22 protein-coding genes, 3 tRNA genes and 1 pseudogene are annotated in these 26,088 nt (G+C 46.9%); 6 read left to right on the top strand and 20 right to left on the bottom strand.

Annotated features, from left to right (window positions below; translation table 11 throughout):
- Positions 1-121 precede the first annotated feature (121 nt).
- Positions 122-250: a hypothetical protein gene (locus GA004_RS08330; protein WP_283396865.1), complete on the bottom strand. Its 129-nt coding sequence runs from the start codon at positions 248-250 to the stop codon at positions 122-124.
- 472 nt (positions 251-722) lie between these two features.
- Here GA004_RS08330 and GA004_RS08325 point away from each other — a divergent pair, with 472 nt between their 5' ends.
- A complete protein-coding gene (locus GA004_RS08325; RefSeq protein WP_283396864.1) occupies positions 723-1,403 on the top strand; it encodes a glycosyltransferase family 2 protein in 681 nt (226 codons plus the stop codon).
- Between the two features lie 134 nt (positions 1,404-1,537).
- Entirely contained in the window at positions 1,538-2,491 is a 954-nt protein-coding gene (locus GA004_RS08320) for a hypothetical protein (RefSeq protein WP_283396863.1), read from the top strand.
- Between the two features lie 649 nt (positions 2,492-3,140).
- On the opposite strand, the gene GA004_RS08315 is transcribed toward GA004_RS08320, so the two are convergent.
- Positions 3,141-3,216, bottom strand: a tRNA-Thr gene (locus tag GA004_RS08315).
- 89 nt (positions 3,217-3,305) lie between these two features.
- Between GA004_RS08315 and GA004_RS08310 the strand changes: the two genes are divergently transcribed.
- Positions 3,306-4,181, top strand: a complete 876-nt coding sequence (locus tag GA004_RS08310; protein WP_283396862.1) for a cyclase family protein — start codon at positions 3,306-3,308, stop codon at positions 4,179-4,181.
- 580 nt (positions 4,182-4,761) lie between these two features.
- Here the strand turns inward: GA004_RS08310 and GA004_RS18180 are convergent.
- Positions 4,762-4,956, bottom strand: a complete 195-nt coding sequence (locus GA004_RS18180; protein ID WP_425492914.1) for a VPDSG-CTERM sorting domain-containing protein — start codon at positions 4,954-4,956, stop codon at positions 4,762-4,764.
- Between the two features lie 331 nt (positions 4,957-5,287).
- Positions 5,288-6,061, bottom strand: a complete 774-nt coding sequence (locus GA004_RS08305) for a class I SAM-dependent methyltransferase (protein ID WP_283396861.1) — start codon at positions 6,059-6,061, stop codon at positions 5,288-5,290.
- A 973-nt stretch (positions 6,062-7,034) separates the two neighbouring features.
- Between GA004_RS08305 and GA004_RS08300 the strand changes: the two genes are divergently transcribed.
- Positions 7,035-7,712: a hypothetical protein gene (locus GA004_RS08300; RefSeq protein ID WP_283396859.1), complete on the top strand. Its 678-nt coding sequence runs from the start codon at positions 7,035-7,037 to the stop codon at positions 7,710-7,712.
- A 372-nt stretch (positions 7,713-8,084) separates the two neighbouring features.
- Here GA004_RS08300 and GA004_RS08295 read toward each other — a convergent pair whose 3' ends face one another.
- Positions 8,085-9,419 (bottom strand): immunoglobulin domain-containing protein, encoded by a 1,335-nt coding sequence (locus GA004_RS08295; RefSeq protein ID WP_283396858.1) that lies wholly within the window; start codon positions 9,417-9,419, stop codon positions 8,085-8,087.
- Between the two features lie 809 nt (positions 9,420-10,228).
- Positions 10,229-10,474 (bottom strand): hypothetical protein, encoded by a 246-nt coding sequence (locus tag GA004_RS08290; protein WP_283396857.1) that lies wholly within the window; start codon positions 10,472-10,474, stop codon positions 10,229-10,231.
- 95 nt (positions 10,475-10,569) lie between these two features.
- On the opposite strand from GA004_RS08290, the gene GA004_RS08285 reads away from it, so the two are divergent.
- Complete coding sequence (locus GA004_RS08285; protein ID WP_283396856.1) at positions 10,570-10,842, top strand: hypothetical protein; 273 nt, start codon at positions 10,570-10,572, stop codon at positions 10,840-10,842.
- Positions 10,843-10,886: 44 nt separating this feature from the next.
- Here the strand turns inward: GA004_RS08285 and GA004_RS18175 are convergent.
- The 3 genes and pseudogenes from GA004_RS18175 to GA004_RS08275 form a co-directional block, all read right to left on the bottom strand.
- Positions 10,887-10,979: pseudogene (locus GA004_RS18175) on the bottom strand (hypothetical protein); the annotation flags it as partial.
- Positions 10,980-11,001: 22 nt separating this feature from the next.
- Entirely contained in the window at positions 11,002-11,364 is a 363-nt protein-coding gene (locus tag GA004_RS08280; RefSeq protein ID WP_283396855.1) for a hypothetical protein, read from the bottom strand.
- Between the two features lie 144 nt (positions 11,365-11,508).
- Positions 11,509-12,150 (bottom strand): hypothetical protein, encoded by a 642-nt coding sequence (locus GA004_RS08275; protein ID WP_283396854.1) that lies wholly within the window; start codon positions 12,148-12,150, stop codon positions 11,509-11,511.
- A gap of 177 nt (positions 12,151-12,327) precedes the next feature.
- Between GA004_RS08275 and GA004_RS08270 the strand changes: the two genes are divergently transcribed.
- The gene (locus GA004_RS08270; RefSeq protein WP_283396853.1) at positions 12,328-15,309 is read left to right on the top strand and encodes an alkaline phosphatase family protein; all 2,982 of its coding nucleotides are present in this window, start codon (positions 12,328-12,330) and stop codon (positions 15,307-15,309) included.
- Positions 15,310-15,827: 518 nt separating this feature from the next.
- On the opposite strand, the gene GA004_RS08265 is transcribed toward GA004_RS08270, so the two are convergent.
- From GA004_RS08265 to ruvX, 11 genes are all read right to left on the bottom strand, one after another.
- Complete coding sequence (locus tag GA004_RS08265) at positions 15,828-16,289, bottom strand: putative quinol monooxygenase (protein ID WP_283396852.1); 462 nt, start codon at positions 16,287-16,289, stop codon at positions 15,828-15,830.
- Between the two features lie 138 nt (positions 16,290-16,427).
- The gene (locus GA004_RS08260; RefSeq protein WP_283396851.1) at positions 16,428-16,676 is read right to left on the bottom strand and encodes a hypothetical protein; all 249 of its coding nucleotides are present in this window, start codon (positions 16,674-16,676) and stop codon (positions 16,428-16,430) included.
- 66 nt (positions 16,677-16,742) lie between these two features.
- Positions 16,743-19,472 carry a hypothetical protein gene (locus GA004_RS08255; protein WP_283396850.1) on the bottom strand — a complete coding sequence of 910 codons (2,730 nt, stop codon included), beginning with the start codon at positions 19,470-19,472 and terminating at the stop codon, positions 16,743-16,745.
- Between the two features lie 902 nt (positions 19,473-20,374).
- Positions 20,375-20,752 (bottom strand): hypothetical protein, encoded by a 378-nt coding sequence (locus tag GA004_RS08250; protein WP_283396849.1) that lies wholly within the window; start codon positions 20,750-20,752, stop codon positions 20,375-20,377.
- Between the two features lie 423 nt (positions 20,753-21,175).
- Positions 21,176-21,251 (bottom strand) — tRNA-Thr (locus tag GA004_RS08245).
- Positions 21,252-21,300: 49 nt separating this feature from the next.
- Positions 21,301-21,376, bottom strand: a tRNA-Lys gene (locus GA004_RS08240).
- Positions 21,377-21,502: 126 nt separating this feature from the next.
- A complete protein-coding gene (locus GA004_RS08235; RefSeq protein WP_283396848.1) occupies positions 21,503-22,801 on the bottom strand; it encodes a bifunctional folylpolyglutamate synthase/dihydrofolate synthase in 1,299 nt (432 codons plus the stop codon).
- 100 nt (positions 22,802-22,901) lie between these two features.
- The gene (gene accD / locus GA004_RS08230; RefSeq protein WP_283396847.1) at positions 22,902-23,762 is read right to left on the bottom strand and encodes an acetyl-CoA carboxylase, carboxyltransferase subunit beta; all 861 of its coding nucleotides are present in this window, start codon (positions 23,760-23,762) and stop codon (positions 22,902-22,904) included.
- A gap of 35 nt (positions 23,763-23,797) precedes the next feature.
- On the bottom strand, positions 23,798-24,535 hold the full coding sequence (locus GA004_RS08225; protein WP_283396846.1) for a ComF family protein: 738 nt from the start codon (positions 24,533-24,535) through the stop codon (positions 23,798-23,800).
- A gap of 149 nt (positions 24,536-24,684) precedes the next feature.
- Positions 24,685-25,416 (bottom strand): tRNA pseudouridine(38-40) synthase TruA, encoded by a 732-nt coding sequence (gene truA, locus GA004_RS08220; RefSeq protein WP_283396845.1) that lies wholly within the window; start codon positions 25,414-25,416, stop codon positions 24,685-24,687.
- Positions 25,417-25,587: 171 nt separating this feature from the next.
- Positions 25,588-26,052 (bottom strand): Holliday junction resolvase RuvX, encoded by a 465-nt coding sequence (ruvX, locus tag GA004_RS08215; RefSeq protein ID WP_283396844.1) that lies wholly within the window; start codon positions 26,050-26,052, stop codon positions 25,588-25,590.
- Positions 26,053-26,088: the final 36 nt, after the last annotated feature.

The following is a 26,088-nucleotide window of genomic DNA, read 5'->3' as shown; positions in this document are numbered from 1 at the left end:
CGACAAACAGCTTGAAGAATCTTCAAGCCTCTCGCTTGAAATAGATACAAGTGAAACGTGGGTACATTGGGTAAGCTATTTGGGAAGCCTCAGCGCTATTCGGTAATCGGCTTGGGTTTGGCTAATCAGTGATCTCATAAACCTCAACTAGCACCTCGCCCACTCCTTCGTCGGCCGAGCTGACTTGTACTGTGTAAACCCCTACATCGAGAGTTACAAGGGCTGCAGCACTACTTGTATCATCAGTCATGAATGGGCGACCTTGAAAGGTTTCATTCGGCAATAGCTTCCTATCAACAACGATCGAACTGCTCTCGATGGATCATATCGACAATTTGAGAGAAAACGATACGGCCGGCATTCATATGCGCCAGTCTCAATAAGACCTGAACTCAATGAAATCCAATTCAAATGCGTCACAACCAAAAATCCTTTCTTCTCTATGTTAATTATTAACTTACCAATTTCTAACAGCCTTTCAACTGGACACTAGTGCAAGAAAACAGGAAATGATCTTGGCAGATTGGGTTAGTCCAACCAATCCACGGAATTTCTAACTTGAAAGCGCGAAATCAACCTTTAGCCTCCCCTCCGAATCAAATCGGAACAATTGAATTTCCTATCAACAAGAATTCCATAGAGTTAATGGTATGAGTAAAGAAGATTTAGATAAATACATACAAACTTGGGGATGGTGTAATGTAAAAACCTTATAGTATAAAATGATTTCAATATGTATACCCACTTGGGAACAACACGGTTATGGTAGAAAATTTTTAAGAAAATTATTTAATTCTATAGAAGAACAAACTTATAAAGATTATGAGGTCGTTGTCAGTGACCATAGTATAGATGAGGGTATATCAGATTTAGTAGATGAATATAAAAATATTTTTAACATAGTATATTACCGAAATAATAAAAAAAGAGGTAATGGACCAGCGAACACAAATAAAACAATCGAGTTAGCTAAAGGTGAAATAATCAAAATAATGTTTCAAGACGACTTCTTTTTTGATAAAGAGTCTTTGAAAAAAATAAAAAATAAGTTTTCTAATAGTGGATGTATATGGTTGGTTAATGGGTGTAACCACACAAATGATGGTAAAACATTTAATAGACCAATGGCACCTTCTTGGAATGATAAAATTTTAGAAGGAGTTAATACAATAAGTTCTCCTTCAGTACTATCTTTTTTAAATGAAAACCCTATACTTTTTGATGAAAATTTAGTAATGTTAATGGACTGTGAGTACTACTATAGTTTATATAAAAAATATGGTTTACCTGAAATATTAGAGGATGTTCTAATAACAAACAGAATACACAGACACCAAATTAGTTCTATGTATAATAAAAGTTTAAATGACGAAATTTTATACGCAAAAAACAAACACAAATAAAAAAAATGGTAACAGCAAATTCCCTCCGAATCAAATCGGAACAATTGAATTTCCTATCAACGATAAAAAGGTTTTGCCGGAACTCATTCTAGGTTATATCCACATTCAAGTTGAAACACCCCAACCAAATTCTGATGTGTCTGGTTTTCAGCTATTTGTCTATTTCAGCAGCTCCGCCATTCGCAGGGACTATTTTCCTGGATCCGGATATTATACTGCCCAGTGACCCGACCACCTATCTCGGTTTGGAAGATGCAGGGCAGGGAGATCGACTCATGTTTGACCGTCGACCGGAAGCATTTGTTACTTATCATGCCTTTCTGTTCAATGCCAGTTACTTTGGGGACAAGTCCATTGAAATACAGGTCAATCCGGAGTTTGAAACCGTTGAAGCTGCTCGATTAAAAGCGCTTCGTTTCGCTCCAGTGATCGGTCGTTTGCCAAATGTGCTCTTGAAAGATGTCGAGACCGTTTGGATACACAAAGGAAACAACCCTTTTGGTGGCGGAAATAACAACCTTCTTATTCATACAGAGCAGGCGGACGATTATATCTCCGATGGAATTCTGGAGGAAACTTTGGTTCATGAAGCTTCCCATACATCATTGGATGCGGATCATGCTGAGTCTGAGGGGTGGATAGCTGCTCAAAAAGCTGACCCCGACTTTATTTCTATCTATGCACGGGATTACCCTACTAGAGAAGATATCGCGGAGACGTTTCTTGTTTGGCTGGCGGTGCGACATCGTCCGGACCGAATTTCTGATTCGCTCAAACAAACCATCGAGGCGACCAATCCGAATCGCTTGGCCTATTTTGATGAGCAGGACTTCGATTTTTTCCCCATCCTAATCCCGGAGAAAACACCGAAGCTTAAGGAGTTTAATCTAAACCTTTATCGCTTGGACTTTTATCTGAAATGGGAATCTCGATTTGCAAGTCTTTATAATGTAGAGACTTCTGTAAATCTTGAAGATTGGTATGTGTTGAAAGCCGGGATCCCATCGCAAGGCGATATCACGGAAACAAGCGATGAACTTCCAGATAGCTTTAATCGCATATTTTTTCGAGTAAAAGAAAAGAGATAACTAGCAGTTCAGTGAGGCTTTTTCATTCAATTCTTTATTCAATTTGTATTTATTTATTGGTTGCATTAAGACATACCTCTATACGCCTGAAAACTAGTTTTTCGAAAGTCGCAGTCCCCCGAGAAACAATAAGCTTTGCTCCAGAATCCTTTGTCCTGAGCTGTTTTATTTTTCCCGTTATGAAAGCGGGTTATTCCCCTTCCTCCCCTCGCCGAACAACACCGCATCGTCGCCAAAGTCGATTAGCTGATGGCTCTGGCTTCCAAAATAAGAGATCAACTTCGAAATTCTAAACTCCCACCAACGACAATTCCTCCATATGCTCTCAAAGGCTTAGGTGCCAGACTTAACCCACCCAATTTTGGAGAGCTTGTTTTAAGATTTTTAGGAGCCAAAGCAGACGAAACAGACATAAAGCTCGCGGGAGGAAGCGGGAGGAATAGGACTGTCATCATGATGCTAGGAGTGCCCAAATGACCAATACATCCGCAATTGCCCACCCCTCACTATTACGGAAGTTATTAATGGTTCCAAACAGAGTCCGCTACATCGCGGTCCTCTACCGTATAAGAACAACAAAACAAATCACAACGGGAAGGAATGGGAAAACCAGTTTCCTCCTTAAGACACTCCTGTTTAGTGGTTTAAGTGGAGCCGGCGGTGGGACTCGAACCCGCAACCTACTGATTACAAATCAGTTGCTCTACCAATTGAGCTACGCCGGCAGATATCTTAGTAAGCGACAAACCCTGTAACTGTAAGATAATCTAAAAAATGATTGCTCCTATTTCCCCACTAGCAAATTAATTGCATTATGTGTGCTCCTCAAGTCATCGAAGCTGTCCGAAAGAGAATCAATCGCCGTACCTTCCTGAAGGGTGCTAGTGCAGCAACAGCAGCTTGCTGCGTCAGCAATGTAGCATCTCGTGCCCAGACCGGGTCCTCCAATTTGGCAGACCACATCGGTTTCTCGAGAGTCGTGGACTTATCCCACACGCTTCATAAAGACTTCCCAGCCTGGTTCGTAGAAGGCGAAGAATTAACCACCCGGGGCGGTAGACACTTCATTCCCCCTGCTATCGTTAACGTTGAGCCCGTTTTCGAGTGGGAACATGATCGCGTCAACTTGAACAAAATAACCTACTGGGAACATGTGGGCACGCATATGGATGCACCTTTGCATTTTTCGCAAGGGAGTAGTGCTGACGAAATCCCAGTGGAAGATTTAGTCCTTCCGCTAGCTGTAATCGATATCAAGGCAAAGGCCTCGCAGGATCCGCTTGCCCAGCTGTCCCTTGAAGATTTGCTTGGGTGGGAAGCAGAGCACGGTGAGATACCAGCCCGATCGCTCGTCGCAATGAATAGCGGTTGGGCGGACCTCTTGGATACGCCGAGGTTCAAGAGCCTCGATGAAAATGGCAAGCACCGCCAACCGGCACTACATGTTGAAGCTGTCCAGTTTCTGATGGAAGAGAGAGACGTTATAGCCCTCGGTGTAGACACCTTCTCTTTCGACAACCAGCACTCCGGCAGCGACGTGCATTATGAGTGGCTAGGCGATGGGCGGTGGGGCTTGGAAATTCTCAACAATCTCGACAATGTTCCACCCGTGGGGGCAACAGTGATAGTCGGGCAGCCAAAAATAAAAGGTTCGACTGGAGGGCCGGACCGTATTCTGGCCTTGGTGTAGGAGATAAACTGACAAAATATAGCAATTAAATAGCCCAAATATTCAGCCCTCGGGCCCCGATCGTAAGCTAGCACTCTTCAGCATCGCTTCTAGCTCGCTAATTTGGGCTTTCGCCAATCGGCTCATTTCTTGTATATAATCTTCGGGTAGTTGTCTTTCAGCTACCGTTATGTAACCTGTGTCCTGAACGAATTCTGTTTCAGTGGATCGCGATCAGATTAGTTTTTGAATGGTATGGCCTTAGCCATCAAACGAAACAAGGTGGGCCAAGAAAATGCTAAAAACTGTACCTATACGCACGGTTACAAAGGAACCTAACCTGGCTGCTCCATCCTTTCCCTGGCTTCAGCTAGTGTCTTATCATAGTCTTCCTGGGTCACTACATTCCTATTACACCTCGCTTCCTCTCTTCGCTCCTCGATTCGGTGAGCTTGCTGCCAGCTCTTCTACTTAGCCGTTGAGATATAGTAGATGTCTCGGAAGGCAGCCTTTACCTTCCCGCTCTCCATACCCTATCTCACTTCCTCAATGATGTCTACTGCCAGACTATGTAGATTGAGGAACAATTGCTAGGAAACCTTTACCCTAGTCTTCGCCTTCCAGCGGGTAGCACAAGTATACCAGCTGCGAGAAGAGCTGCTGTGGAACCTGTGTCGGGGACAGAACCGAGAGGTTTTCCGCTGTCGACTGACCCCGATAGTCCTGTTCCCCAATAAAAGTTAAGGGAGCTGGCCTCCCCAGAATCGAATACGTTGCTTAACCATGTGTCAGACAATGTTCGATTGAGACCTTCAGATTCGGATTAAGGACTGACGAATTGAACCCAAATATAATCGCAGTAAGCTGCAGTCCGGGTTTTAAAATAATCTACTGTTTGAGACCCGGAGAAACTCGCCGTAGCTGCAGTCGAAAAATTTTCCAAAACGAAGCCCGAGGCGGTATTTAGATTCGGGTGAGTTATAAGAATCCACCAATCGTTGTCCATCGGTTCAACCGCCACCAGAAAAAATTATCGTCCTATGGGATTCTCACGGTTACCCGTTTGGACTAAGCCTCTCGAAAACCGATAGAAACCATATAGCACCATTATTTTTCAGGCAAACTTACTAGCGCTCGAATTTTCTCAAACCGTTTTTTAAGCCTGAAATCCAAAATTCCTTTCGTAATCCCAAAGTACTCAATACCGTCTCAGCAATAAATTTTAGCGGGACGATCGGCAACTCGGCCAAAGTAAAAAACACGGAGCTTCTCGCACTGATTAAGTGCGGATGAACCTTTTGAACTGTTATACCGTTCTGCTCCAATATTTGCGACAAAGTTCTTGGCGTGTAGTAAACGTAGTGCTCAGTACCACCGCGGGTTTCAGGGCGATAGAAACGACTTTTAGCCGGATTTAGCCTAGCTTTTATATAATTCGCGTTGGGGACAGCAATGAATATGGCACCTCCCGGTTTCATAACCCTTCTAACCTCCCTCAGGGCACGAACCGGATGAATAGTATGTTCCAAGACATGTTTCATCACAACGATACTGAACGTTTCATCGGGATAAGGTATATTATCTAAGCCTCCGATTTCCACCTGCAAACCCTCCTCACGACACTTATCGACCGCATACTGGGAAATATCAATCCCGTACGCCGTAAGCCCTAGATTCTTGGCTGCTTTGAGGGTGTAGCCTAGCGAGCAGCCTATGTCCAACAAGTTGCCCGGTTCCGTATACCTCAACGCATGCTGAATTTGCTTCTGAGATTTTTTAATGCGTCTCTTCGTTCTTCTATCGTACGCATGTGCATGCTTTGCATTCCCACCCTTGAAATAAGATGGGTTGTAGATATTATCCGCATCGTACAGACTTAATTCGGAACGCTTGTAAATCAAACCGCACGAACACGAAACCCACGTGAATTCTCTGTAGTCTGCGAGAATTTCCGTTACAGCACTTTCACACAACGGGCAATTTTCAATCAGTAGAGAAGCTGAGCCACTTTTCACAACCAAATGAAAAATCACAATCTTCGTGAACTCAACATGTTTCTCTTCGACTGAGAAGGGAGTGCCACAGGCTGTTCAATGAAATAAAGCTCTCGTTTTCCTGAGCTCAACTGACCCTAGGAGATGGTCGCCCTGACCGCTTCTGAAGTTAGCCCTATCACAGTCTCCGCATTACAGCAGTTAGTGTAATGACACTAACTCCATGAAAGGCTGCTGTGGGGCCGAAGATGAGATTCACAATGCTCAGAAAGATAGTAACAAGGCGGTCGATTTACCGTATGGGCGATCGTGAAACATGCAGTGATACATAGCCAAAAATAAACCTCAACTCGGAGCCGTATGGTTTACTTTCAAATATTTAACTACTGTTTTGTTTTCTTTTAATCAGCCGAACATTTTGGCACGAGAAATGCAACACAATCATTCTGAGAGTAATTTAAATCTATACCGGGGTAGCTCGGACACTTTAAGTTAGTTATTCTGATACCCTGTTAATGAACAGTTTATTTTTAATGTTGTTTAAAAAAAGCGAAGGGATCGGGTGTTAACGCTGCTGTAACTTTAGCCTAGGGATTGTCACTGGAATGTAACTCCGGCGGCTTTACAACCGAGTTCGGTCGACTGAGATTATTTTCGTTTTTTCATTCAACAAGAGCGGGATGGCAACGCTTTTAGAGGTACCGTATCTTGAATACAAATATCCCCGTTCGAGCACGGATAGGGAACGAAATAAAATATGAAAGTCTTGAAGTTAGTCATGCAAAAAGATAGAATCCAAAAATTTGTTTTCGATTTAAAATCTTGATTTTGGTTATCTACTCTTTTTAAATTGTTGATTATCAACATTAAATTATTTATTATGAAAAAATTATTGATATTAATATTATTAGTCAACTTATCTGCTTGTACTGATATTACAAAAGAAACACAAACTCAAGTTGGGATAAATAATAATGGTGAACCAGAAGGTCCTCACACTTCAACTGAATGGAGAATATGGGCTTATAGTACTGCAGCTCCTTCATTTATTGCATCTGGCTGTAAAGTAATGGAGGCGGATGGAACTGTTTTGAGGGAAGGAGCAAATGGCTGGACAGCAATGCCAGGAAATCCAAGAGGAATGTCTGATCCAGAAAATGGATGGAAAGATCCACACGAGGCAATGCCAATGGTTACCGATGCGCAGGGAATGAAATGGGCAATGGCATACATGGCTGGTACAAAACCTGAGTTAGATCATGATGGATGGATGTATATGCTTCATGGAGATATGGGAGAGGATAATTCTGTGGGTATGAGAATGAGTGTTAATAGTGAAGGTGAAATTGACATAAAGACAAAAGAGACTGCAGCTGAAGGTCAATGGATAGAGTCAGGACCGCACATAATGTTAATGCCAAAAGATCCTTCCTCTTTAAAGGGTTTAACTACTGACTTTAATACTGGAGGTCCGTATATAATGTTTGAAGGAACGGGTTATGACCATGTTATGATTCCTCTTGAAGGATACTATGACTATCAATCGCAAAAAAAATAAAAACAATTATTCTACGCCCTCTCCAAATGGGATTCTGAGGAACGATTGCTAGGGACCCTTATCCAAGTCTTCGCCTAGCAACGGCTAGAGCCACTACACCAGCTTCAAAAAAAGACTGCTGTGGACCCTGTGTCTGGGAAAGAGGATATTGTCACCTCAAAAGGCCCAGTTTTATTGGCGTAGCAGTTGTCGTTCACTTGAGCATAAAGGTTGCCTCGCGAGAAAAGTACTACTCTAGTCGAGTAAACCGATGTAGCATTGACCGCTTTTCGTTTACGCAATGAAAAAGTCCTGCACGCGAACAACCGCCGCTTCATGCTGACTTATTAAAAGAAACATTTACCCCCATTTTTTATCTATCTCGGAATTAGTTTAGGTTTTGGGGCGGTCCAGTAGCCATTCAATAACTCTTAACGGAAATTCTGATGTGTTTTGGCCAACTGTAATAATTGGACTGTGACCTCCGTCATTAATCGTCCAAAGCTCCACAGCACCTCCCTGGGGATACTTCATATATTTCGTTACCGTGGTATCAAGCCCTGCCACATTAAAATCAAGATCCAGACTTGCTGCCTCATCACTTATCAAATTTTCACAGCCGTTGTAGGTGCCCCATGTTTGGATACTTTGCATAGCTCCAGGGTATGGAGATAGCCCAGTGCTTCCACCATTATAACGAATAGCAAAGTCGGCTGTACCGTGGATTTGGAGAATGTTTACTGGTTCGGAGGGGGTGCAATGATCCGGATTTTTAAAGGTAGCTCCTGCTAGGCTGGCAATCCCCGCAATTAGGTTGGGATACTCGCAGGCCATACGATATGACATAAATCCACCGTTTGAATGTCCCACAAAATAAACGCGCTTGGGATCGACTGAAAGCGTCTTCAAAGCCTCGATAATTAATGAATGGAGAAAGGCGACGTCATCAGCCTCTGAATTGACAAAGTTGCAGCAGGCATCTGTAGCATCCCAAAAAAAATTCCCACCCGGCCCCTTCACTCCATCGGGTGAAGCGTAAATAAGGCCATAGTTGGCAGCTTGGGCGTGAATCTTCATGTAACCATTGATATAATTCGGAAATTCCGAGGGGCCGTGAAGCATCACGATCATGGGCAGTAAGGTCTCCCCATCATAAGCCGGAGGCAATGTTATCGGAACCGATCGGGGCTGAGGATTCCTAAGTCGGTAAAATGCGTTACCTTCACTCGTGGGACCGATCTTGCTTGGACTGGTTTCGCTAAAAAATTCCCAGGAACTCTCTGCTAGATCATCAGACGTTTCCAGCACGCCTTCCCCTTCCCAGATTACGCTCAAGTCGTCATTTTCGGATACTATGCTCATGCTTCGATCGAATTGCGGATCAATATCGATTATTGCTGATAGGCCAGCCCTGTTACTTGCTGTAGACCCTTTGGTATCCGTAGCGACCACATCATACCAACCCACGTCTTCCTGCTGAATATTCGTTAGCTGCAACTGTCGATTCGTTTTTCCTTCCAGGTCGATTCCATTTTTTCGCCATTGATAGCTCATTAGGCTGGGCCCGTCGACAGTAACAGAAAATGAAACGGATGATCCTATAGCTGTTCGCTGCGAAATCGGCTGGTAGTTGATAGTTGGTTGAGCAAAAAGTGCCTGCACACAAACTAATAGAACTAGGGAACCGAGATCTCTTCCCGACGTACTTAATAGTTTCGAATAAAGCATTTTAATCCAGACAGTCCGCTATTTCTCTAACTCGATAACGTGAAATCAACCTATTAATTACCCCATCATAATCGAATTGGAACAATTGAACTTCCTGTCAATAACGAAAGAATTTAATGTATTCCCTGAAATCATTCATTTTTGTTGGCTAATAAAAGACCCTTATTCTAAATAATATTCAAAACTATATGGGCTTAAAATGAGGAAAATCTTCCAGAATAAAAAAATGATGCATTGGAATTTTCACATTCTTTATATCAACTAATCCTTGTAGAAAAACAAGCATTTGAAACCAAATAATATGCATTTTCGCCTGACTTTATCAGACTTTAGCTATTGTATAAATGTAGAATAATTTTTTGACCTATTAGACAGATCTTAGTTCTTGGGCGAATAAAATTCACTGTCTAGAACGGTAGGGACGGCTATTTCTGACCTGCCTCAATTAAACCACCGCATTCGAAGTCTAAATTCCTACCAAACCATATCTGCAAGCTAGCATCAGCAGCAACAATTTCTTGAAGTATCTCTAAGGTATCTTGGCATAGGCTTTCCCACTTACTGTCCAATTTAAATGCTGCAGAATTCTCAACCTTTCAATGGTTACCATCATAGCGATTACGCATCACAATCGTTTTTTCAACTTATCTTTGTAGCGTTTCAATTCGTCTGGCTCATCATTAGGTCCTTCGCTTAATTCAAGCCATTCATGCCATTCTACATCGACTTGTGCGAACTCATCTTAACTTAGCCAAATCTGAAGCTGACGATTTTTTACGCTTTTTCCACGCCCCTACGCCAACGAACACTTAAGCTTGCCGAGACGCGGCCGAAACCATCTTCGCCTTTTCCTCAATAAACTTCTCTCGGTTGCAATTGCAGTGAGGGCAAAGCGGTGTGTTATAAATGAGGACAAATCTCTCCCTGAGCGTGAGTGGTCGCCTCTGCCCTATCTCCACCATGCGGAGGGCAGATTCACAGTTGGGTACAACGGTACCTGCAGCGTTGTAAATCAAGTCTGCCAGAGAACGCTTTTGTTTTTCCTTTTCATTCATCCACTACGTCTAACTTTCTCTCACGAAATTTCAATCGCTTATAGTTCTTTTTTTGATTGAAGCGCCTTTGGACAAACCCAGCTCTAGGTATTCTAATGGTATTAACTACTATTTCTACCGAAGCACCAATCATTGTAGATAGAAATGGAAAATTCTACGGCATTTCACTCCCAATAAGTACAGAGATTAAACAGATATTAAATGGGCAGTTTGGACCATCGATAACTATCGATTACGTTGCGGATAAATTCAATGATGTCGCTCGCCAGATAGAAAAAAATAAAGGAGAGGGCAAATGCCAAGGATTTACCCACCAACCATCTTTATGTTTGGAACATAACATGAGTGCTTTCTATCACGCACCCTGATCGTGCTATTAGGGTTTCTTCAGAAAAGTGATGACTACCTAAGGTTATCCTCCAAAAAGTGACGCCCGCCCCAACCTTCGCCTAGCAGCGGCTAACACAAATACACCAACTCCAAGAGGAGCTGCTGCGGAGCCTGTGTCGGGGCCGGACCGCCCAAAACTAGTTGCGTTTTATTTTTTGCATTTCTGGGCCAACCCTATTGTTGAAGCTCCAGAAATCCTTTACGCTGCAATTGAGAAGGTCTGCGGCCTCTCTCGCAAACGGCCTGTTGAGCTTCTGAACCTCGATGGCAACCTCGTCGTCTTTGCCTTCCTTTTTCAATGGAGCGATTACCTCCCTGTAAGCCATCATATTACCCAACTTGAGCTGTTTGAGGGCATCCCGTGCCTCTTTGGTCAGTCCAAATTGCTCTTGTGCCTGATCAACGTAGTAGTCAGACCGTAAAAGATCGAGCTTAGTCGGCTCGCCAGCGTAAGCTAATGAAGAAAAAAACAGGATTATGGTAAGTGCAACAAACCTCATAACTAGCATTTAAAATCTTCAACCCGATACAAGCAAGACATCTTTAAATCCTACCTTGCGGGCAAGTCTGAACATAACAGAGTCGCTGGAGTGCACGATTAGTGGTCCCCTCCTGCAAAGGGTTGTCGTCTTTTATTCGCTGATTTACCCTAGGCTTCTTCGCCTCGCAGCACCTAGCACTAGGCTACCAACCCCAAGGAGTCCTGCTGTGGATCCTGTGTCGGGGACGGAGGCTCTGACGATTTCGAACTTTCCGGTGGGGGATGATCCTTCTTCAAACGATGCTATTGTCAGCGTACCGATGCTGGTTTCCAGGTTTTGTAACCCCTCATCGGAAAGGCCCGAATAATTTGTAGAGCCTCCGTTCCATATTCCTGCGGTGCCAAGATTGCTGTAAACCCCGGGATCGCCATTACCGTTCCCCGTCAATAAAGAAAAAGTGGCGTCGGACAGAAACGACGACCCGCTCGTGTCAAACGCAAAAAATCCTCCTAACCCCGCTGCAGTGTCTTGACCATCCTCGCTACTGAAAACACTACTATAGTCTATCGTTCCGACCCCCCAATTCTGTTCTGTGGGGTCGTTCAACGACATGGACGTCACGCCATTGACCGAGTCCCTGATTGAAAACCTGACGGTAGTAGTTAGGAAGTAGACTGGTAATGTGAAAGGGTCTCCCGGGGTTTGTTCTTCTATCACCCCTGTTGTGACTGTAGCCGGGTCTGCCGTGGCGGACAGGAACCACGTAGCGTCCGTGAAGCTGAGGGATCCAACTGTTCCGTCCATAGTTTAATTACCGCCATCTAGCGTGTAGATCATCATTGCCACGACACTTGAAGCGGGTGCACAGAGAATTCCGGCGACAAAGAGCCCGGCAAGAAAATAGGCCTTCAACCTCGCTATAAATCAGATTTTCTTTATTTTAACTCAAGCAAAGGGCCTTTTCGACGAAACCCTAGCCACATGGGTGACAAAAATGAAAACGAAATCGTAGCCAACGGCTCAAAGATTCTCGTATTAGGCTGGGACGCAGCCGATTGGGCGATAGCTGGACCTCTCATCGAGGCTGGCAAAATGCCAAATTTAGCGAAGCTGATAGCGGAGGGTACATCTGGAAGCATCTCTACGATAACGCCATCGCTCAGCCCGATGCTGTGGACTTCAATGGCTACAGGTAAGCGTCCCATAAAGCACGGGATTAACGGTTTTACAGAACCAACACCAGACGGTAAGAACGTAAGACCAATCACGAATGCTAGCCGAAAGACCAAAGCCATCTGGAATATTTTAAATCAAGTGGGGAAAAAGTCCAATGTGGTCGGCTGGTGGCCGTCTCATCCAGCTGAACCAATCGATGGAGTCATGGTTAGCAACTGGTTTCAAGTTGCTTGCAAGCTTGCCAATAAAGAGGCTCCAAACGATGGAGATATAGGCCCAGGACCCGATGGTTGGAAGAAGGACCAATGGCGTATGACGCCCGGAACAGTGCATCCGCCTGGGTTAGAGGATGTCCTCCAACAGTTTCGCTTTCATCCAGACGAGGTAACCGCAGATTTGCTCCAGCCATTTCTCGCCGAAGATTCCAAACCAGATTGGACCGATCCAAGAATGGGAAGCCTAGCGAAGATCCTTTCCGACACTGTGAGCGTAAACGCCGCTGCTACCTCTATAATGACTCAAGAGCCTTGGGATTTCATGGCTATTTATTTCGATGGCATTGACCACTTTTCTCACGGGTTTATGAAATATCATCCACCCCGTCAGGACTGGGTTGAGGAAAAGGACTTCGCGGTGTTCAAAAGCGTCGTAGAGGGGGCCTATAAGCTACATGATTTGATGTTAGGAACACATTTGGATCTAGCGGGGGAAAACACTACGGTTATAATTTTGTCTGACCACGGCTTCAATTCGGGAGAACTACGACCAGAGCATATACCAGTTGAGCCCGCAGGACCGGCAATGGCCGAGCACGGCCCTTACGGAATGTTCGTCGCTAAAGGTCCAGGTATCAAGCAGGGAGAAAAAATAATCGGCGCCAGCGTTCTAGACCTCGCCCCAACCATCCTCTCCTGCTTCGGTCTGCCAGTGGGTGAAGATATGGACGGTAAGCCATTAGTCGGTATTTTCGCGGATTCACGCCAACCAACAACAATTCCTTCCTGGGATAGCGTTTCTGGACCATTCGAGGATGGGCAGCACGAAAAACACTCCCAAGTCGATGCTTCCAGTAATGCAGAAGCGATCAAGCAGCTTGTCGAGCTCGGATATATAGATGCCCCTGATGACGATTTAGATCAGGAAGTTAGGCGAACAGGCACTGAACTGAACTACAACCTAGCCCATTCTCTCATTGACTCTTCTCGCTTTGAGGATGCATGTGAAATCTTAGAACCAATTTGGTATGATCATCCGCGAGAGCACCGTTACGGACTTAAATACCTCCACTGTCTCGCAAGACTGGGCCGATGGACGGATAGACGGATTGCCCTTAAACGATTTAAAGAGAACATAAAGCGAGCCCAGGCATGGGCTGGCAGAGAAATCGACTCGCTTAGAAAAGAGGCTGAAGAAAAAGGCTATCCCGATTTTCAACAAACAAGCCCGGAAGGTAACCAAAATGCATCATCTCAAGCAGATGCCCCAATCGATGGTGACGCGAAAAAAAGCCCACCGCAAAAGTTTATATACGAAATGAGGAAGGCACAGTCACTTCTCACCCCAATGACGGGTGCACTATCTTTTCTGGAGCTAGAGCAATATATCAACGAAGGAGAAAATGCCCGTGCAAGGAAAGTCCTAGATTTAATAGAATCGAATTCCCAAAGTCGCCTATCACCTAGTCTGCACGCTTCGATCGGCTTCTATTTCTCGCAACTCGGTGAGCTAGCCAAATCCGAGGAGCACTACAAAATTGCAATCGAAGCCGACCCTCAAAGCGTTGAGGCAAATTGCGGACTCTGCAAAGCCGCATTAGAGAGAAAGGAATGGGAAAGAGCAGTTGACCTAGCGCTGAACGCGACGGAGCTAAAATTCGATTCTCCTTTCGCCCACTTTTGCTTGGGCCAAGCCCTTGTCGGAGACGGCGATTTATCCGCTGGCAGATTGGCATTGGAAACCGCGATAAGGCTCGAACCCGGTCTAATTGAGGCGAGAGAATTATACCACGATGTTCTCTTGCGCCTTGACGATCCAACGGCTCCAGAAGAGCGCCAAAAGATAGATCAGATCAAACAGCGATTCGAAAGCTCTGGCCACGAAGGGGAGCTAGATTTGGGCTCAATAGCTAATGAAATCGCCGAAAATAGGCGAACGCGCCGCACCAAGTTAAAAAATGATACGCCGCAGGACCCAGTTCAAGGTGAGGATGCTCCCATTACCATAGTCAGCGGCTTGCCCCGCTCCGGCACATCAATGCTAATGCAAATGCTTCAAGCGGGCGGGCTGAAAGCCTTTACAGATTCCCGGAGAGCCGCGGATACAGACAATCCTAAAGGCTATTTTGAGCACACAAGCAGCAAGCTTATCGAAAGTGATTCCTCTTGGATGCCCTTGGCTAGAGGCTCCGCAGTGAAAATTATATGCCAACATTTGCCAGCTCTTCCTCCAGGTGAGTGCTACAAGGTGATCTTCATGGATAGAAATATGGAAGCGGTATTAGAAAGCCAAACCGCAATGCTTAATCGAATGGGGCGGAAAGGCGGCAATTTACAGCCTGAAAAAATGATGAAAGTTTTGGACGCGCACGTGGCAGCAGCTGAGAGAATACTCACTCGTCGCCCCGAGATTGATGTAATCTTCGTTGACTATGACGACGTAATCCAAAATCCAAAGAGCAACGTGTCCAAAATCTCAAAATTTATCGGAGCAGAACTAGACAAGAAAGCAATGGTCAATGCGGTCGATCCCGACCTCAGAAGACAAGGAGAAACACTTCGCCTATCCTGACTGCCTAAAAAGTCCCAAAATTTTGGATACGGTGGAGATCACGAGAACTGTGCCACTTGAAAAGTTAGTCTGGGCCTTTAGAAAGGACCCATACAATGAAGGGTGGTCTAGCTGCCCAAATTGGGCCACGTGATTCGTTAGTCTGGATGTTATGATTGTGTGGTTAAGGTTGGGTAGCTAGACCAGCGGTAGGAAAATTTTCCATAATATCCTTTTTTGCTGATAATCAGCCTTTTAAATGGAGGAGAGAGATTCGAAGTCGCGTTATCGAAATTCATACGAACTTAAGTTGCTCTTCATCAGCACTTAAGATTTTATGGCAAGTCGCACCATTTGTTTTGAGTGCGCCAAGAGGCAGCTTTAGGCACGCATTTTGGTAGGAACTTGGAAGGCACGGGAGGGGGTCGGACAGCAGCTGGGATGTGAATTGGAATTCATCAACTGCCCCTAGAAAAATTTTCGCCCTGAGGACTGTTGAAGCTCGTTATGGTGCAACCTAATGTCGTACCGCAATGTGCTTAGCGCTTAAAACCATCCGTTTTCGCACGATGGTCAGTGGTAAAGTCCTTCATATTATTTTTTAGTTCATCACTCGTCGAACCCAAAACCTCAAAAGTTATCACCTCAAATGTTTCGACAAAGGCAGGCATTAGATTACCCTTCATAAAGCTGTCGACGTGAAATTCCGCGGCGGTATGATTGCTATAAACTTCATACAGGACATACCTGTCTTTCGATGATGCGTAATATTCGTAAACGATCGTTCCAGGTTCTGTTTTTTTGACGTTCTCAACAAGTTTGTCCATCAGATCCTCAGCCTCTGCTTCCTTTCCTTCGATTACCATTAAATCAAGAAGAAATATAATCTGCTCGTCGTTCGGATCCGAGAGGTGCCCACCAAGGACCGTCACAAGAAACGTACCGGAAACGATTATTGAACTAACTAATCTAAACAATCTCACGCCATCGTCCTTTATCATTCTGTTCTATCTGAAACACATATTGAAATAATAAATCCCAACATCCGTAAATTTAATACCAATATTTCGCCCAAAGCCTTATGATTGTGTTAACTACCCCAGAAAAAAATGTCGCCCTGAGGGCTTCTGAAGCTAGCCCTATCCCAATCTCCCCCTTGCAGCAGCTAGTGCAACTACCCCAAATCCAAGAAGGGCTGCAGCGCTACTTGTATCATCGGTCATAAAAGGGCGTCCCTGGAAAGTCTCGGTGGGTTCTAGCGGGAATGCTCCAGCAGAACTCATCGCAGCTACGATTTCCGCGACATTGTCATTGTCAGCTTTCCAGTCGTCGATGGTAGCTATGACGTCCGGCGGGTTGCCGTCCCATCGAGACTTATAAACCGTCATAGTCGGATTGGGAAGCGGCGACCCAACACCGAGATCCGCGAGCTTCGGCCCAACTGCGCTAAAACATCACTCAGCCTTGAGTCGATAGAATAGGGTCGGTTCGTCGCCCAAGGTCAATTCCCAGGTTCGATCACGATAGCTGGAACCCTCGCTTGAAGGCGCATCAGCGATCTCCGTGAAATCAGAGGAAAACCAATTTTCGAGATCGCGACTCCACTGCGGAAAGACCGAAAAACTCGAATCATCCGTCCGAGCGGTTGCCGAAAATCGATCCACCTCCGATGGGTCGATGGAGAACGAGGGGCGTTCCAAAGCATCGTCGGGTTCTCCGCCGAACAAGTATTCCTCAAGGTTGCTAAAGCCATCACCATCGGTATCGGCCGAGGCGAGCGCACCTGCACCGCTGAGCCCGAAAGAACCAGTCCATTGCTCAAATGGCGTGGCTACAGGAATGAACGCCGAGAAGTCCTGAGAGACCTGTGCGCCGCCTCCGCCTGTGTTCCATTCATTCGGAGCGCCAAAGGTGGAGCCACTCGCTCCGTCGTCGTAACCTTCCCCCGCAGGTGCTAGTTGCGCGTCATCCAAAGGCGTAATCAACGGAGACGGATCCCCTTCCAGTTCAAAGACGTCCGTTGCGGACACGCCAGAAAGCGGAGCAATACCTTCCCCAGCCGGTCCGAAGACGATACGGGCGCTGGCATCGAGGATCCGGATCTGTGTGTTGGCTTCGTCGATTTCGAGTCCGCTTACGTCTGGTAGAGAAATCAGATCGTACCCGTTGGTCGCTTCATCCGTGTAATCCAGTAAGGTCGGGTCGCCCAACCAAATATTGGTCCAAATCCAGCCACCGCTGGTGAGATTATCGGTGATTTTCAAACCACTGTCATGCCCGCCGTTGGCCGTGTTATCCTCAGTAAAAGTAAGGATCGTACCGTGTTCGACCGTCGCCCAAGCAGCGTCGCCGGAAAGCACGATTTCGCTGCCTGCATCGAAACTGCCATCGGACGCGCTCGCTCCGACCTCGATGACATATCCGCGCAGGTCCGTATGACCCGGTCCACCATCGCCCACGACCACGACTTCGTACCAATCTCCACCGTTTCCTGCGACGCGGTCAAAAAACGCGTCGGCAGCTGTCCCGCTGCTGTCGTCCGCGAGGGCGTCGCCTCCATTGAGAAAGCTGCTACCACTGACAGCGTTATACTCGTTCAGAATAATTGCGGGAGCGGGATTATAAACGGTGAGGTGAAACTTCTGGGGTGTGGTCAGGTTTCCGTCAAACGCCGATAGCTCCACAGGGTAAATGCCGGCATCGTCGATTGTGAGTGGGCGGTTGTTGCTCAACGTATTTCCCGTGAGTGTCAGGAAGGACGGCAATGAATCCGCTAAGAGGCTAGGTGTGGTGCCATCGGGGTCTGACACTGAGACGGCGTAACTGTAAGTGCCTGCAGTCGAAACGGTGTTGTAGTCGTCTTCAGTGTTCGGTGCCGAATCGAACTGTGGAGGCGTATTCGCGATCTGAAATGTAGCAAAAGACTGGGTGATATTGCCCCCTGACCACTGGTTGGGACTGCCAAAAGTGCTCGACTCGCCATCTTGAAAATTACCAAACAACGGATCAATCGCCGGGACAGGGTCCTGCTCCAGTTTGAATATCTCGTCCGATCCGATTCCGGATTCCGGCTTCACTCCCTCGCCGACAGGGCCGAAGATCGGCTCGTTCGAGTCGTCGCGGATGACAAAGTTTGTTCCACCGTTATCGACGACGATTCCATCACCGAAGTCCGAAAGCGCTTGATCGATGAAAAACGGATCATGAATCCAAATATTCGACCATGCGTAACCGGCCCCGGTCAGATCCGATGTCTTATTGATCTCAGTATCGAGCCCGCCGCCCGCACTATTGTCCTCGATAAAAGTTAGGAGCGTTCCCACGGGTACAGCAGCCCAGTATTCGACTTGTGAAAGCACGATCGTTTCGGAACCGCCGTCAGAAATGATTTCAATTTGCCAGCCTCGCATGTCGACAGATGTTCCGGGCTGTGGGACCACGGGCGTCAAGGGGTCATTATCTGCATCATCGCCGTAGCCGACCACAACGAGCTCGAACCAATCGCCACCATTACCCTCGATTCTTTGAAAAAAACTGTCTGCTGCGGTGCCACCATCCTGATCTTGGGTGGCGTCGCCGGAGTTCAGGAAGTTTTCAGAATCGACAGCATTGTATTCATTGAGCAAGACTGGATTATTATTATCCGCAATATGAAGCGTGACCGTTTCGGTTGTGGATAGCGGAGCGGGCGAATCATCTGTTGCAGTAACCTCCAAGCTGTAGACCCCTGCTAGGGTCGGAGTTCCTGAAAAGCTGAGGGTGCCGTCACCGTTGTCGGTTGTCGTCAACCAAGCTGGAGCGTAGTTTGTCGTGAAAGAAATCGTATCGCCAAGATTCGGATCCAAAGCACTTATATGGAATCCATCATCGTAGGCGATATCGAAGTAAACGCGACCATATTCTACCAGCGGCGGATCGATGCTTGGGGGAAGCGGCTCCGAGGTATCAACGGCCGGACCGGGGGAGCCAACGTCTCCGGCACTGCTTGCCGCGGCGTCGTTTTCGCCGGAGACGCTAAGCACGAGGGCGGTGCCGTCGATCGCCCACTCGGAGGAGACTCCGAGCTTATCGGCGGCGATAGGTCCGTCAATCGCGAAATCCAAGCGCGATTGGGAATAGGCTGATGCTAACAGAAGAGACAGCGTAACCACCGCCCATAAAAAACCCCTGCTAGACTTAATCATAATTTTAATTGTAAATTCCCTGCGTACCGCTTCTCCGTAGGGTAATATTTCCTTTGAGCAGTTACTCTGCATGGGTCAGAGCAAATTTTGTGAGTTGGTTGCTTTTTGGTGAACGTTTCTCCGCATACCGTGCAGATCGCTTTCGTTGGTTGCATTTTTCCGATTGAGTCTTTATCTTACCGAATCAACCGCCACCTACTAGCGATATCACCACAAGGCCTGAGAAATATTTACGACTTGGCACTAAGTGAAAAAAAGTTTCCCACAAATGAGAAATGTTCAAGATCTAACAACGACTTAGTTTGGGAGGACCACTTTTTCGAGGGGCTGATTACTCGTATGTGTGCAAAGCCCTTTCGGGCTTTTGCCCCCGCCCCCCCTTTGTTTGTTGTGGGGGCGAGGCCGTGTTTCCCGAGGACCAAAAAGCCCCTTGTTTGGGGGATGGGTTTTGGGAGCGTATTATCTCACCGCGAGCGTGGCCAAGTGGGAAAAAAAAGAAGCAGCCCTCCCGAACTGCTCCTTTGAATCACCCCTTCGACATCGCTATACAGGTTAACGCCGAACAAGCTGGCTTAGGTGTGAGAGAAAGATTCCATCCCGCTTCTCAAAGATCAAGCACTCCCATTAGCTGAACCACTTTTGGGGAGTATTGACAGAAGATCTGCTAATTTTGGCCCTTGGCACCAAATAAGAAAAGAAAAGGGCAGCCTTCCCCAAGACTGCCCCACTCCTTTATTCTCACCGCATCAAAACCGCCCTGAGGGCGAGTTTGTCGGCAAATACAACTATGATACCTTATTAGATAACCTTTTGCTGATAATGTTCCAAAAAAGATTCTCTTATGCATTAAGAATCTCTTTACGCCTGAGAAGGGGGAAGCCCTCCCCTCGTTCATTCCTCAACTACGTCGCAACGAAGCTGACAACCTCCTGGTTGTTCGCGGCTATCTTCCTATTTACCGAGACACCCCGCATCCTACCGTCCTCCACCGCTTCGGCGAAGGCATTGACCTGCACGGCAGTGAAGTTGTGGCTATGCTGGAGCTGGCTTCGCGCGATGGTACCCTTGCGACCAACAACATCGGCTATCTTCTTTAGGTTAGCGTCGCTCTTATGATCTATCAGCGTGCCAACGAATTGCAGGCCTAAGAACAGAAACCATTTCTCAACGGCTATTGCCCTACTTGCCACGCTTGCAGGCAGCGTCTCACTGTTTGGATTGTCCGCAACGCTGAGCAAAAAAGCGAACGCGATAGCCTTTTCACGAGACCTTAGCCGCATTTGCTCCTCCAACCCTGTCACTGCCAGCTCATCGACCAGGTCTAGCTGCTCGTTATAATACGCGTCAAACGCTTTTCGGGCATCTGTAGTGCATTGAACGATACGTCTATCGTCTTCGCCTCCGAACTCTTGAACTGCGTGCTTGAAGCACCGTGCTTGGATATGTGCCCCAGAAGCCTCTTAGCCTACACCGAAGCCTCCTGCTTGGGTGTGAACTCCGGACGGGCCCTTGAGCCGGTCTTAGAGAGGCTCGCAGGAACGTTCAACTGCCAGCTACCGTTTGGCAATTTCTTGTCCTTTAGTGTAGGTCACTTTGGCATCTCCTGCCCTAAAAACAGGCGAGATCAAGACAAAATAAATCACAATAGAATGAAATGGGAAAACCAGTTTCCTCCTTAAAACACTCTTGTTTAGTGGTTTAAGTGGAGCCGGCGATGGGACTCGAACCCGCAACCTACTGATTACAAATCAGTTGCTCTACCAATTGAGCTACGCCGGCAAAAACACCTGTGTCATTGATAACGACAGAGTTTAAAACCTCTTAAATCTGGTACCCCCCCTGGGACTCGAACCCAGAACCAATAGATTAAGAGTCTACTGCTCTACCAATTGAGCTAGAGAGGCATCCTCCAAATAAAAGAGGCCCCGAAAATCTAGTTTAGAGCTTCCATGTCAATCGATTTTTTAGAGGACCCGAAATCGAAAATACCAACAGCTAGTCGGTTGGAGAAAATTCGGTTAAAGTATCGTTCAGAAATCCTGTAGAATTCCCTGTCCTAATGGGCCGTCTTCAATGAATCGCTCGCAAATTTCTCCAATCAAATAGATCGAGCCAGTGACAAGAATAGGACTGGTGCCCGGTACATCCAAGGAGCACTCGCCTCTTGAGGGAAAGAGTTCGGGAACGGATCCCCTAGCGACCGAGCCCGGAAAAGAGCAGGGCACGAAGGACTCCAGCGATTCGAACGTTGAAGATCTAGCCTGTTGCGGCACCACGAACGTTATCGACTTGGCAAATCTCGCGATCAAAGGCACGAGAAGATTCGCTCGGTCGTCTCCCATCACTCCGAATATGACATCCGGTTTAGGTACCCCCTTCTCTGCCATTTGGGAAAGGTTTTCCTCAAGCCACTGTGCCCCATCCGAGTTGTGCGTAACATCGAAAATGATCTTGCGATGCTCGAGATCCCTCTCCTCCCAACGACCTGGCCAATAAACATCCTTCAAAGTGGAAACGCTAATCTCTTCGTCGAGATTAAACCGGGATTCCAAAACACGAGCGACCGCTAGGGCCGTTGCCGCGTTCAGCCTCTGGCATCCACCCACTAAGTTTGTTTGTGGATAGGTGGAAACATCATTCCCAAACTCCTCAGCAACGGAAATCAGAGAGCTCTTTCGTTTCTGGCATATAGAACGAATGACCGATTCTGCCTCAGGCGGCAAATGACCAATCACAGTGGGGAGCCCTCCTTTTATGATGCCTGCTTTTTCTCGAGCGATGGCTTCAAGTGTGTCTCCGAGGATTTCACAGTGGTCTAGCCCGATAGAAGTGATTACTGAGACTTCAGGGATCACTACGTTGGAGGCGTCCAAGCGTCCCCCAAGGCCAACTTCAACAATCGCGATATCCACGTTTTCACGCTGGAAGTGACGAAAGGCCATCGCCGTCATGAATTCGAAAAAGCTGGGATGCATCTCCGGGTTCATTTCCGCTATTACATTCGCCTCTTCGACCAACTCACGCGTGTATTCAAGTATTTGCGACTCATCCAAAATGGAGCGATTCACTTGAATCCGCTCTCCCTGCCGCACTAGATGGGGAGATGTCGATAGTCCTGTCTTGAACCCGTGAGCGCGGAAGATCGCTTCGAGCATGGCGGCAGTAGACCCTTTGCCATTGGTACCGGCTACATGGATAATGGGATACGCATTCTGCGGGTTTCCAAGCGCTTTGGCAAAATGCTCCATACGCTCCAGCCCATAGGACGAACCCCGATTTTTCAGCGAGTAGAGCCAATCGCGAGCCTCTTCGTAGGTTTTAAGTTCCATCTCCATTCAGAAGGGCCAGCACTGATGGCAGGTCGCAAGTCGTGAATTTCAGATCTACAACCATGGCACAGCGTGACGCTACTACCCAGCCTTAGACCAACTAAGCGTTCTTGGGTTGAACCTTCAGATATAGAGCGGAAAGGATGTCCCCCAGGCGATCTTTCATTTCGCGACGATCCACAATCATGTCAATCAAGCCTCTATCCATCAGAAACTCCGCTGTCTGGAAACCTTCTGGAAGATCTTCATTGGTCGCTTCCTTGATAACGCGCCGACCCGCAAAGCCGATCAACGCTCCCGGCTCTGAAATGATGACGTCCCCAAGGGCTGCGTAGCTAGCGGTCACTCCACCCGTCGTTGGATTGGTCAAAACGGAGATAAACGGAATCTTGACTTTGGAGAGCTTAGCCAAGGCCGCACTGGTTTTCGCCATTTGCATCAGACTGAGAATACCTTCCTGCATGCGGGCTCCTCCAGAGCACGAAATAATGACACAGGGAATTTTATGCTCTAAAGAACGCTCAATCGCCCGTGTGATCTTTTCTCCCGCTACCGACCCTAGCGAGCCTCCCCCAAACTTGAAGTCCATCACCGCAATCGACAAGGGAATGCCGTGGATCTTACCTAATCCATCGATAACTGAATCGTTGAGGCCAGTTGCCTTTTGATAGGTTGCCACCCGATCCTTGTACGATTTCTGATCCTTGAATTCCAAAGGATCCGTCGGCTTCAGATCCCTATCTTTTTCATCCCAGCTTCCCTCATCGAGTAGAAAATCGAGCCGCTTGCGGCTGCCGATCGGAAAATGGAATCCGCTTTTGGGAACCACGTTCTGATTCTGCTCAAGCTCCTTGTTGTAAATGATCTCTCCCGAAGCCGGGCACTTTTGCCAAAGGCCCTGCGGGATATCCTTTTTCTTCACCTGAACGGTGGAGTACTTTGGTTTATGGAAAATAGGCATAGTCGAAATTCGTTACCTTTAGTAAATTTCCTTACTCACCCGTGGCCGATAGTCAATACGTCTACCTGTTTTACTCTCTCTTTTCGTAAAACCGAAGCACAGGCGTTCAAGGTAGATCCCGTCGTAAACACATCATCTACAAGTATATACCTTTTTTTCGTTTCAGCGGCTACATTAGGCTCTATTGAAAAGGCGTTTCTGAGATTACGGTAACGCTCTTTCCGGTTAAACTGTGTTTGGGACGGTGTGTCGATCGTGCGTTTGAGCAGATTGATTGCGGTTTCACAACTAAAGCGTTTGCCGATTTCCTTAACAATCAGCTCGCTCTGATTATATCCCCGCTCTCGTAGTTTTCGGGCATGTAGAGGAACGGGAACCAGAATAGCGTCTTCGAGATAGTCACCCAGACCCTCGGCATATTCCGCCACTCTAGATAAATCATCGAGAGCCCAGCGAGCGTTCTCGTACTTAAGAGCATAGACCAAGTCGCGAATGGGGCCTCGGAAAAGGCTGATCGACCAGCCTTGATAGAAACGAGGATTCAATCGCGAGCAGTGTTGGCAATGCGTATGGGATTCAACTTCTCCAAAAAACGGATACCCGCATGTCAGACAACGAGGATCCTCGACGATATGGATCTTCGAAAAACAACGATCGCAAACATGCGGCAACGGGGCCCCATCAACCATTCCACCGCAGCTAACGCAGCTCGACGGAAATGCGACATCAAGAACTCCAGCTCCGAAATTCAAAGCTTTTTGAATCAGATTCATTTCAATAACAGCAAGTTCAATATGTACTGAATCCATTTCCGCAGGCAATTCATTATCGCGAACCAACCCAGATTCAGACTATCTGAGAATGCCTGACTCGAGTTGAGAGAGTGAACGCGACAGGCACCAAGTACCCGCTAGATACGTTCCTAATAAAAGACCTTTTTCAGAAAAAGGCCTTTTGCCGGAGCAACAAAAACCATAGGAGTTCTCTCTGTGGATTTCAGTAACTCCGAAAACGCATCCAGTGACAGACGCCCAAGCCCTACGTTGGCGACCGTACCTGCAAGGCTCCGCACCATTTTATACATAAAACCGTTGGCCTGAAAATTGAGTAAAAGGAAATCTTTCTCCTGAAGCATTTCTGATCGAAACATTTTTCGAACCGTAGTTTTGTATTCTATACCTCGATTCGCCGCAAACGCTCCGAAATCGTGAGTCCCCTTTAACAGGCTAGTTGCCTTCGCCATCGCCTCGAGAGCGAGATCTCCATGCAGCGACCAACTGTATCGATTTTCCAATGCGGTCGCCTGTCCCATATAAATTCGATATTGGTACCATTTGGATACTGCAGAAAATCGCGCGTGGAAATCGTCCTCAACCTTTTCCACAAACAACGGCGTAACAGTATCAGGCAAAAGAGACCGCATTGCTTCCACTAGTGAGCCCGGATCATGTTTCCATTCAAAGTCAAAATGGAAAACTTGCTCCATCGCATGTACGCCAGCATCCGTTCGGCCGCTTCCGATTGCTTTTGTCTCTTTCTTAAAAATTTCGGAAAGACACTCTTCTACCACCTGCTGGATAGACAAAGGCCCATCCTGGGTCTGCCAACCTGAGTAGTCCGTTCCGTCATAGGAGCATCCACACTTCCATCTCATCGGAAATATTTATTCCAATGGTTTTTAACATCGAAAGAGATGGGCGTAAGGAGAGTGGCTAGTGACATTTCCAAATTGGATACGAAATTTTTGCTCAAGAGCAATCTGCGAATAGGCCAAACGTCTTGCTCAGCACTTGATACCCTAATCCGACTAACCACCATTCGTACTCTAGCGTTCTTCGCAGTCAAAATCATCCAGATCGTCATCGGACTGGAGCTCAGGCAAGTCTATCCTTTGATCCAGAAAGTCCTGCAATATCAGTGCAGCGGCAGCTGAATCGAGTTTTCCCGATCGTCTCAAGGCATCGTCTCTCCCCTTTGCAAACCCTTTGGAAGCTTCACTTGATGTCAACCGTTCATCGATCCGATGCACGGGCAGTGAAATACACCGTAGAAGTTTATCGATGAACGCATCGACTTCCCGGGCCTTAAAACCGATGGAACCATCCATATTGTAGGGGTAGCCAAAAACGAGATCCGTCGCCCTTCTCTCTTTGGCAATTTTGGCTATGTGCTCTATACGCTCTGCTTCGAGATCTTCGACCGCGGCTTCGAGCGGCATGGCAACTCCAATTTCGTCACCATAGCTCAACCCCACTCGACGCTCACCAAAGTCGATTCCAATACAGCGCATCTAATGAATCAGGAGGGTGGACTTACATATATAGCC

It is taken from the genome of Candidatus Pelagisphaera phototrophica (assembly GCF_014529625.1).
Taxonomy (GTDB): Bacteria; Verrucomicrobiota; Verrucomicrobiia; order Opitutales; family Opitutaceae; genus Pelagisphaera; species Pelagisphaera phototrophica.
This window is presented reverse-complemented; position numbering and strand designations above follow the sequence as displayed.

Excerpts from the sequence above, each read along its gene's own strand:
- GA004_RS08330 (WP_283396865.1), bottom strand. The coding sequence starts at position 250 with ATGACTGATGATACAAGTAGTGCTGCAGCCCTTGTAACTCTCGATGTA.
- GA004_RS08325 (WP_283396864.1), top strand. The coding sequence starts at position 723 with ATGATTTCAATATGTATACCCACTTGGGAACAACACGGTTATGGTAGA.
- GA004_RS08320 (WP_283396863.1), top strand. The coding sequence starts at position 1,538 with ATGTGTCTGGTTTTCAGCTATTTGTCTATTTCAGCAGCTCCGCCATTC.
- GA004_RS08310 (WP_283396862.1), top strand. The coding sequence starts at position 3,306 with ATGTGTGCTCCTCAAGTCATCGAAGCTGTCCGAAAGAGAATCAATCGC.
- GA004_RS08300 (WP_283396859.1), top strand. The coding sequence starts at position 7,035 with ATGAAAAAATTATTGATATTAATATTATTAGTCAACTTATCTGCTTGT.
- GA004_RS08295 (WP_283396858.1), bottom strand. The coding sequence starts at position 9,419 with ATGCTTTATTCGAAACTATTAAGTACGTCGGGAAGAGATCTCGGTTCC.
- GA004_RS08290 (WP_283396857.1), bottom strand. The coding sequence starts at position 10,474 with ATGAATGAAAAGGAAAAACAAAAGCGTTCTCTGGCAGACTTGATTTAC.
- GA004_RS08285 (WP_283396856.1), top strand. The coding sequence starts at position 10,570 with ATGGTATTAACTACTATTTCTACCGAAGCACCAATCATTGTAGATAGA.
- GA004_RS08280 (WP_283396855.1), bottom strand. The coding sequence starts at position 11,364 with ATGAGGTTTGTTGCACTTACCATAATCCTGTTTTTTTCTTCATTAGCT.
- GA004_RS08275 (WP_283396854.1), bottom strand. The coding sequence starts at position 12,150 with ATGGACGGAACAGTTGGATCCCTCAGCTTCACGGACGCTACGTGGTTC.
- GA004_RS08270 (WP_283396853.1), top strand. The coding sequence starts at position 12,328 with ATGGGTGACAAAAATGAAAACGAAATCGTAGCCAACGGCTCAAAGATT.
- GA004_RS08265 (WP_283396852.1), bottom strand. The coding sequence starts at position 16,289 with ATGATAAAGGACGATGGCGTGAGATTGTTTAGATTAGTTAGTTCAATA.
- GA004_RS08260 (WP_283396851.1), bottom strand. The coding sequence starts at position 16,676 with ATGACGGTTTATAAGTCTCGATGGGACGGCAACCCGCCGGACGTCATA.
- GA004_RS08255 (WP_283396850.1), bottom strand. The coding sequence starts at position 19,472 with ATGATTAAGTCTAGCAGGGGTTTTTTATGGGCGGTGGTTACGCTGTCT.
- GA004_RS08250 (WP_283396849.1), bottom strand. The coding sequence starts at position 20,752 with ATGCGGCTAAGGTCTCGTGAAAAGGCTATCGCGTTCGCTTTTTTGCTC.
- GA004_RS08235 (WP_283396848.1), bottom strand. The coding sequence starts at position 22,801 with ATGGAACTTAAAACCTACGAAGAGGCTCGCGATTGGCTCTACTCGCTG.
- accD (WP_283396847.1), bottom strand. The coding sequence starts at position 23,762 with ATGCCTATTTTCCATAAACCAAAGTACTCCACCGTTCAGGTGAAGAAA.
- GA004_RS08225 (WP_283396846.1), bottom strand. The coding sequence starts at position 24,535 with ATGAATCTGATTCAAAAAGCTTTGAATTTCGGAGCTGGAGTTCTTGAT.
- truA (WP_283396845.1), bottom strand. The coding sequence starts at position 25,416 with ATGAGATGGAAGTGTGGATGCTCCTATGACGGAACGGACTACTCAGGT.
- ruvX (WP_283396844.1), bottom strand. The coding sequence starts at position 26,052 with ATGCGCTGTATTGGAATCGACTTTGGTGAGCGTCGAGTGGGGTTGAGC.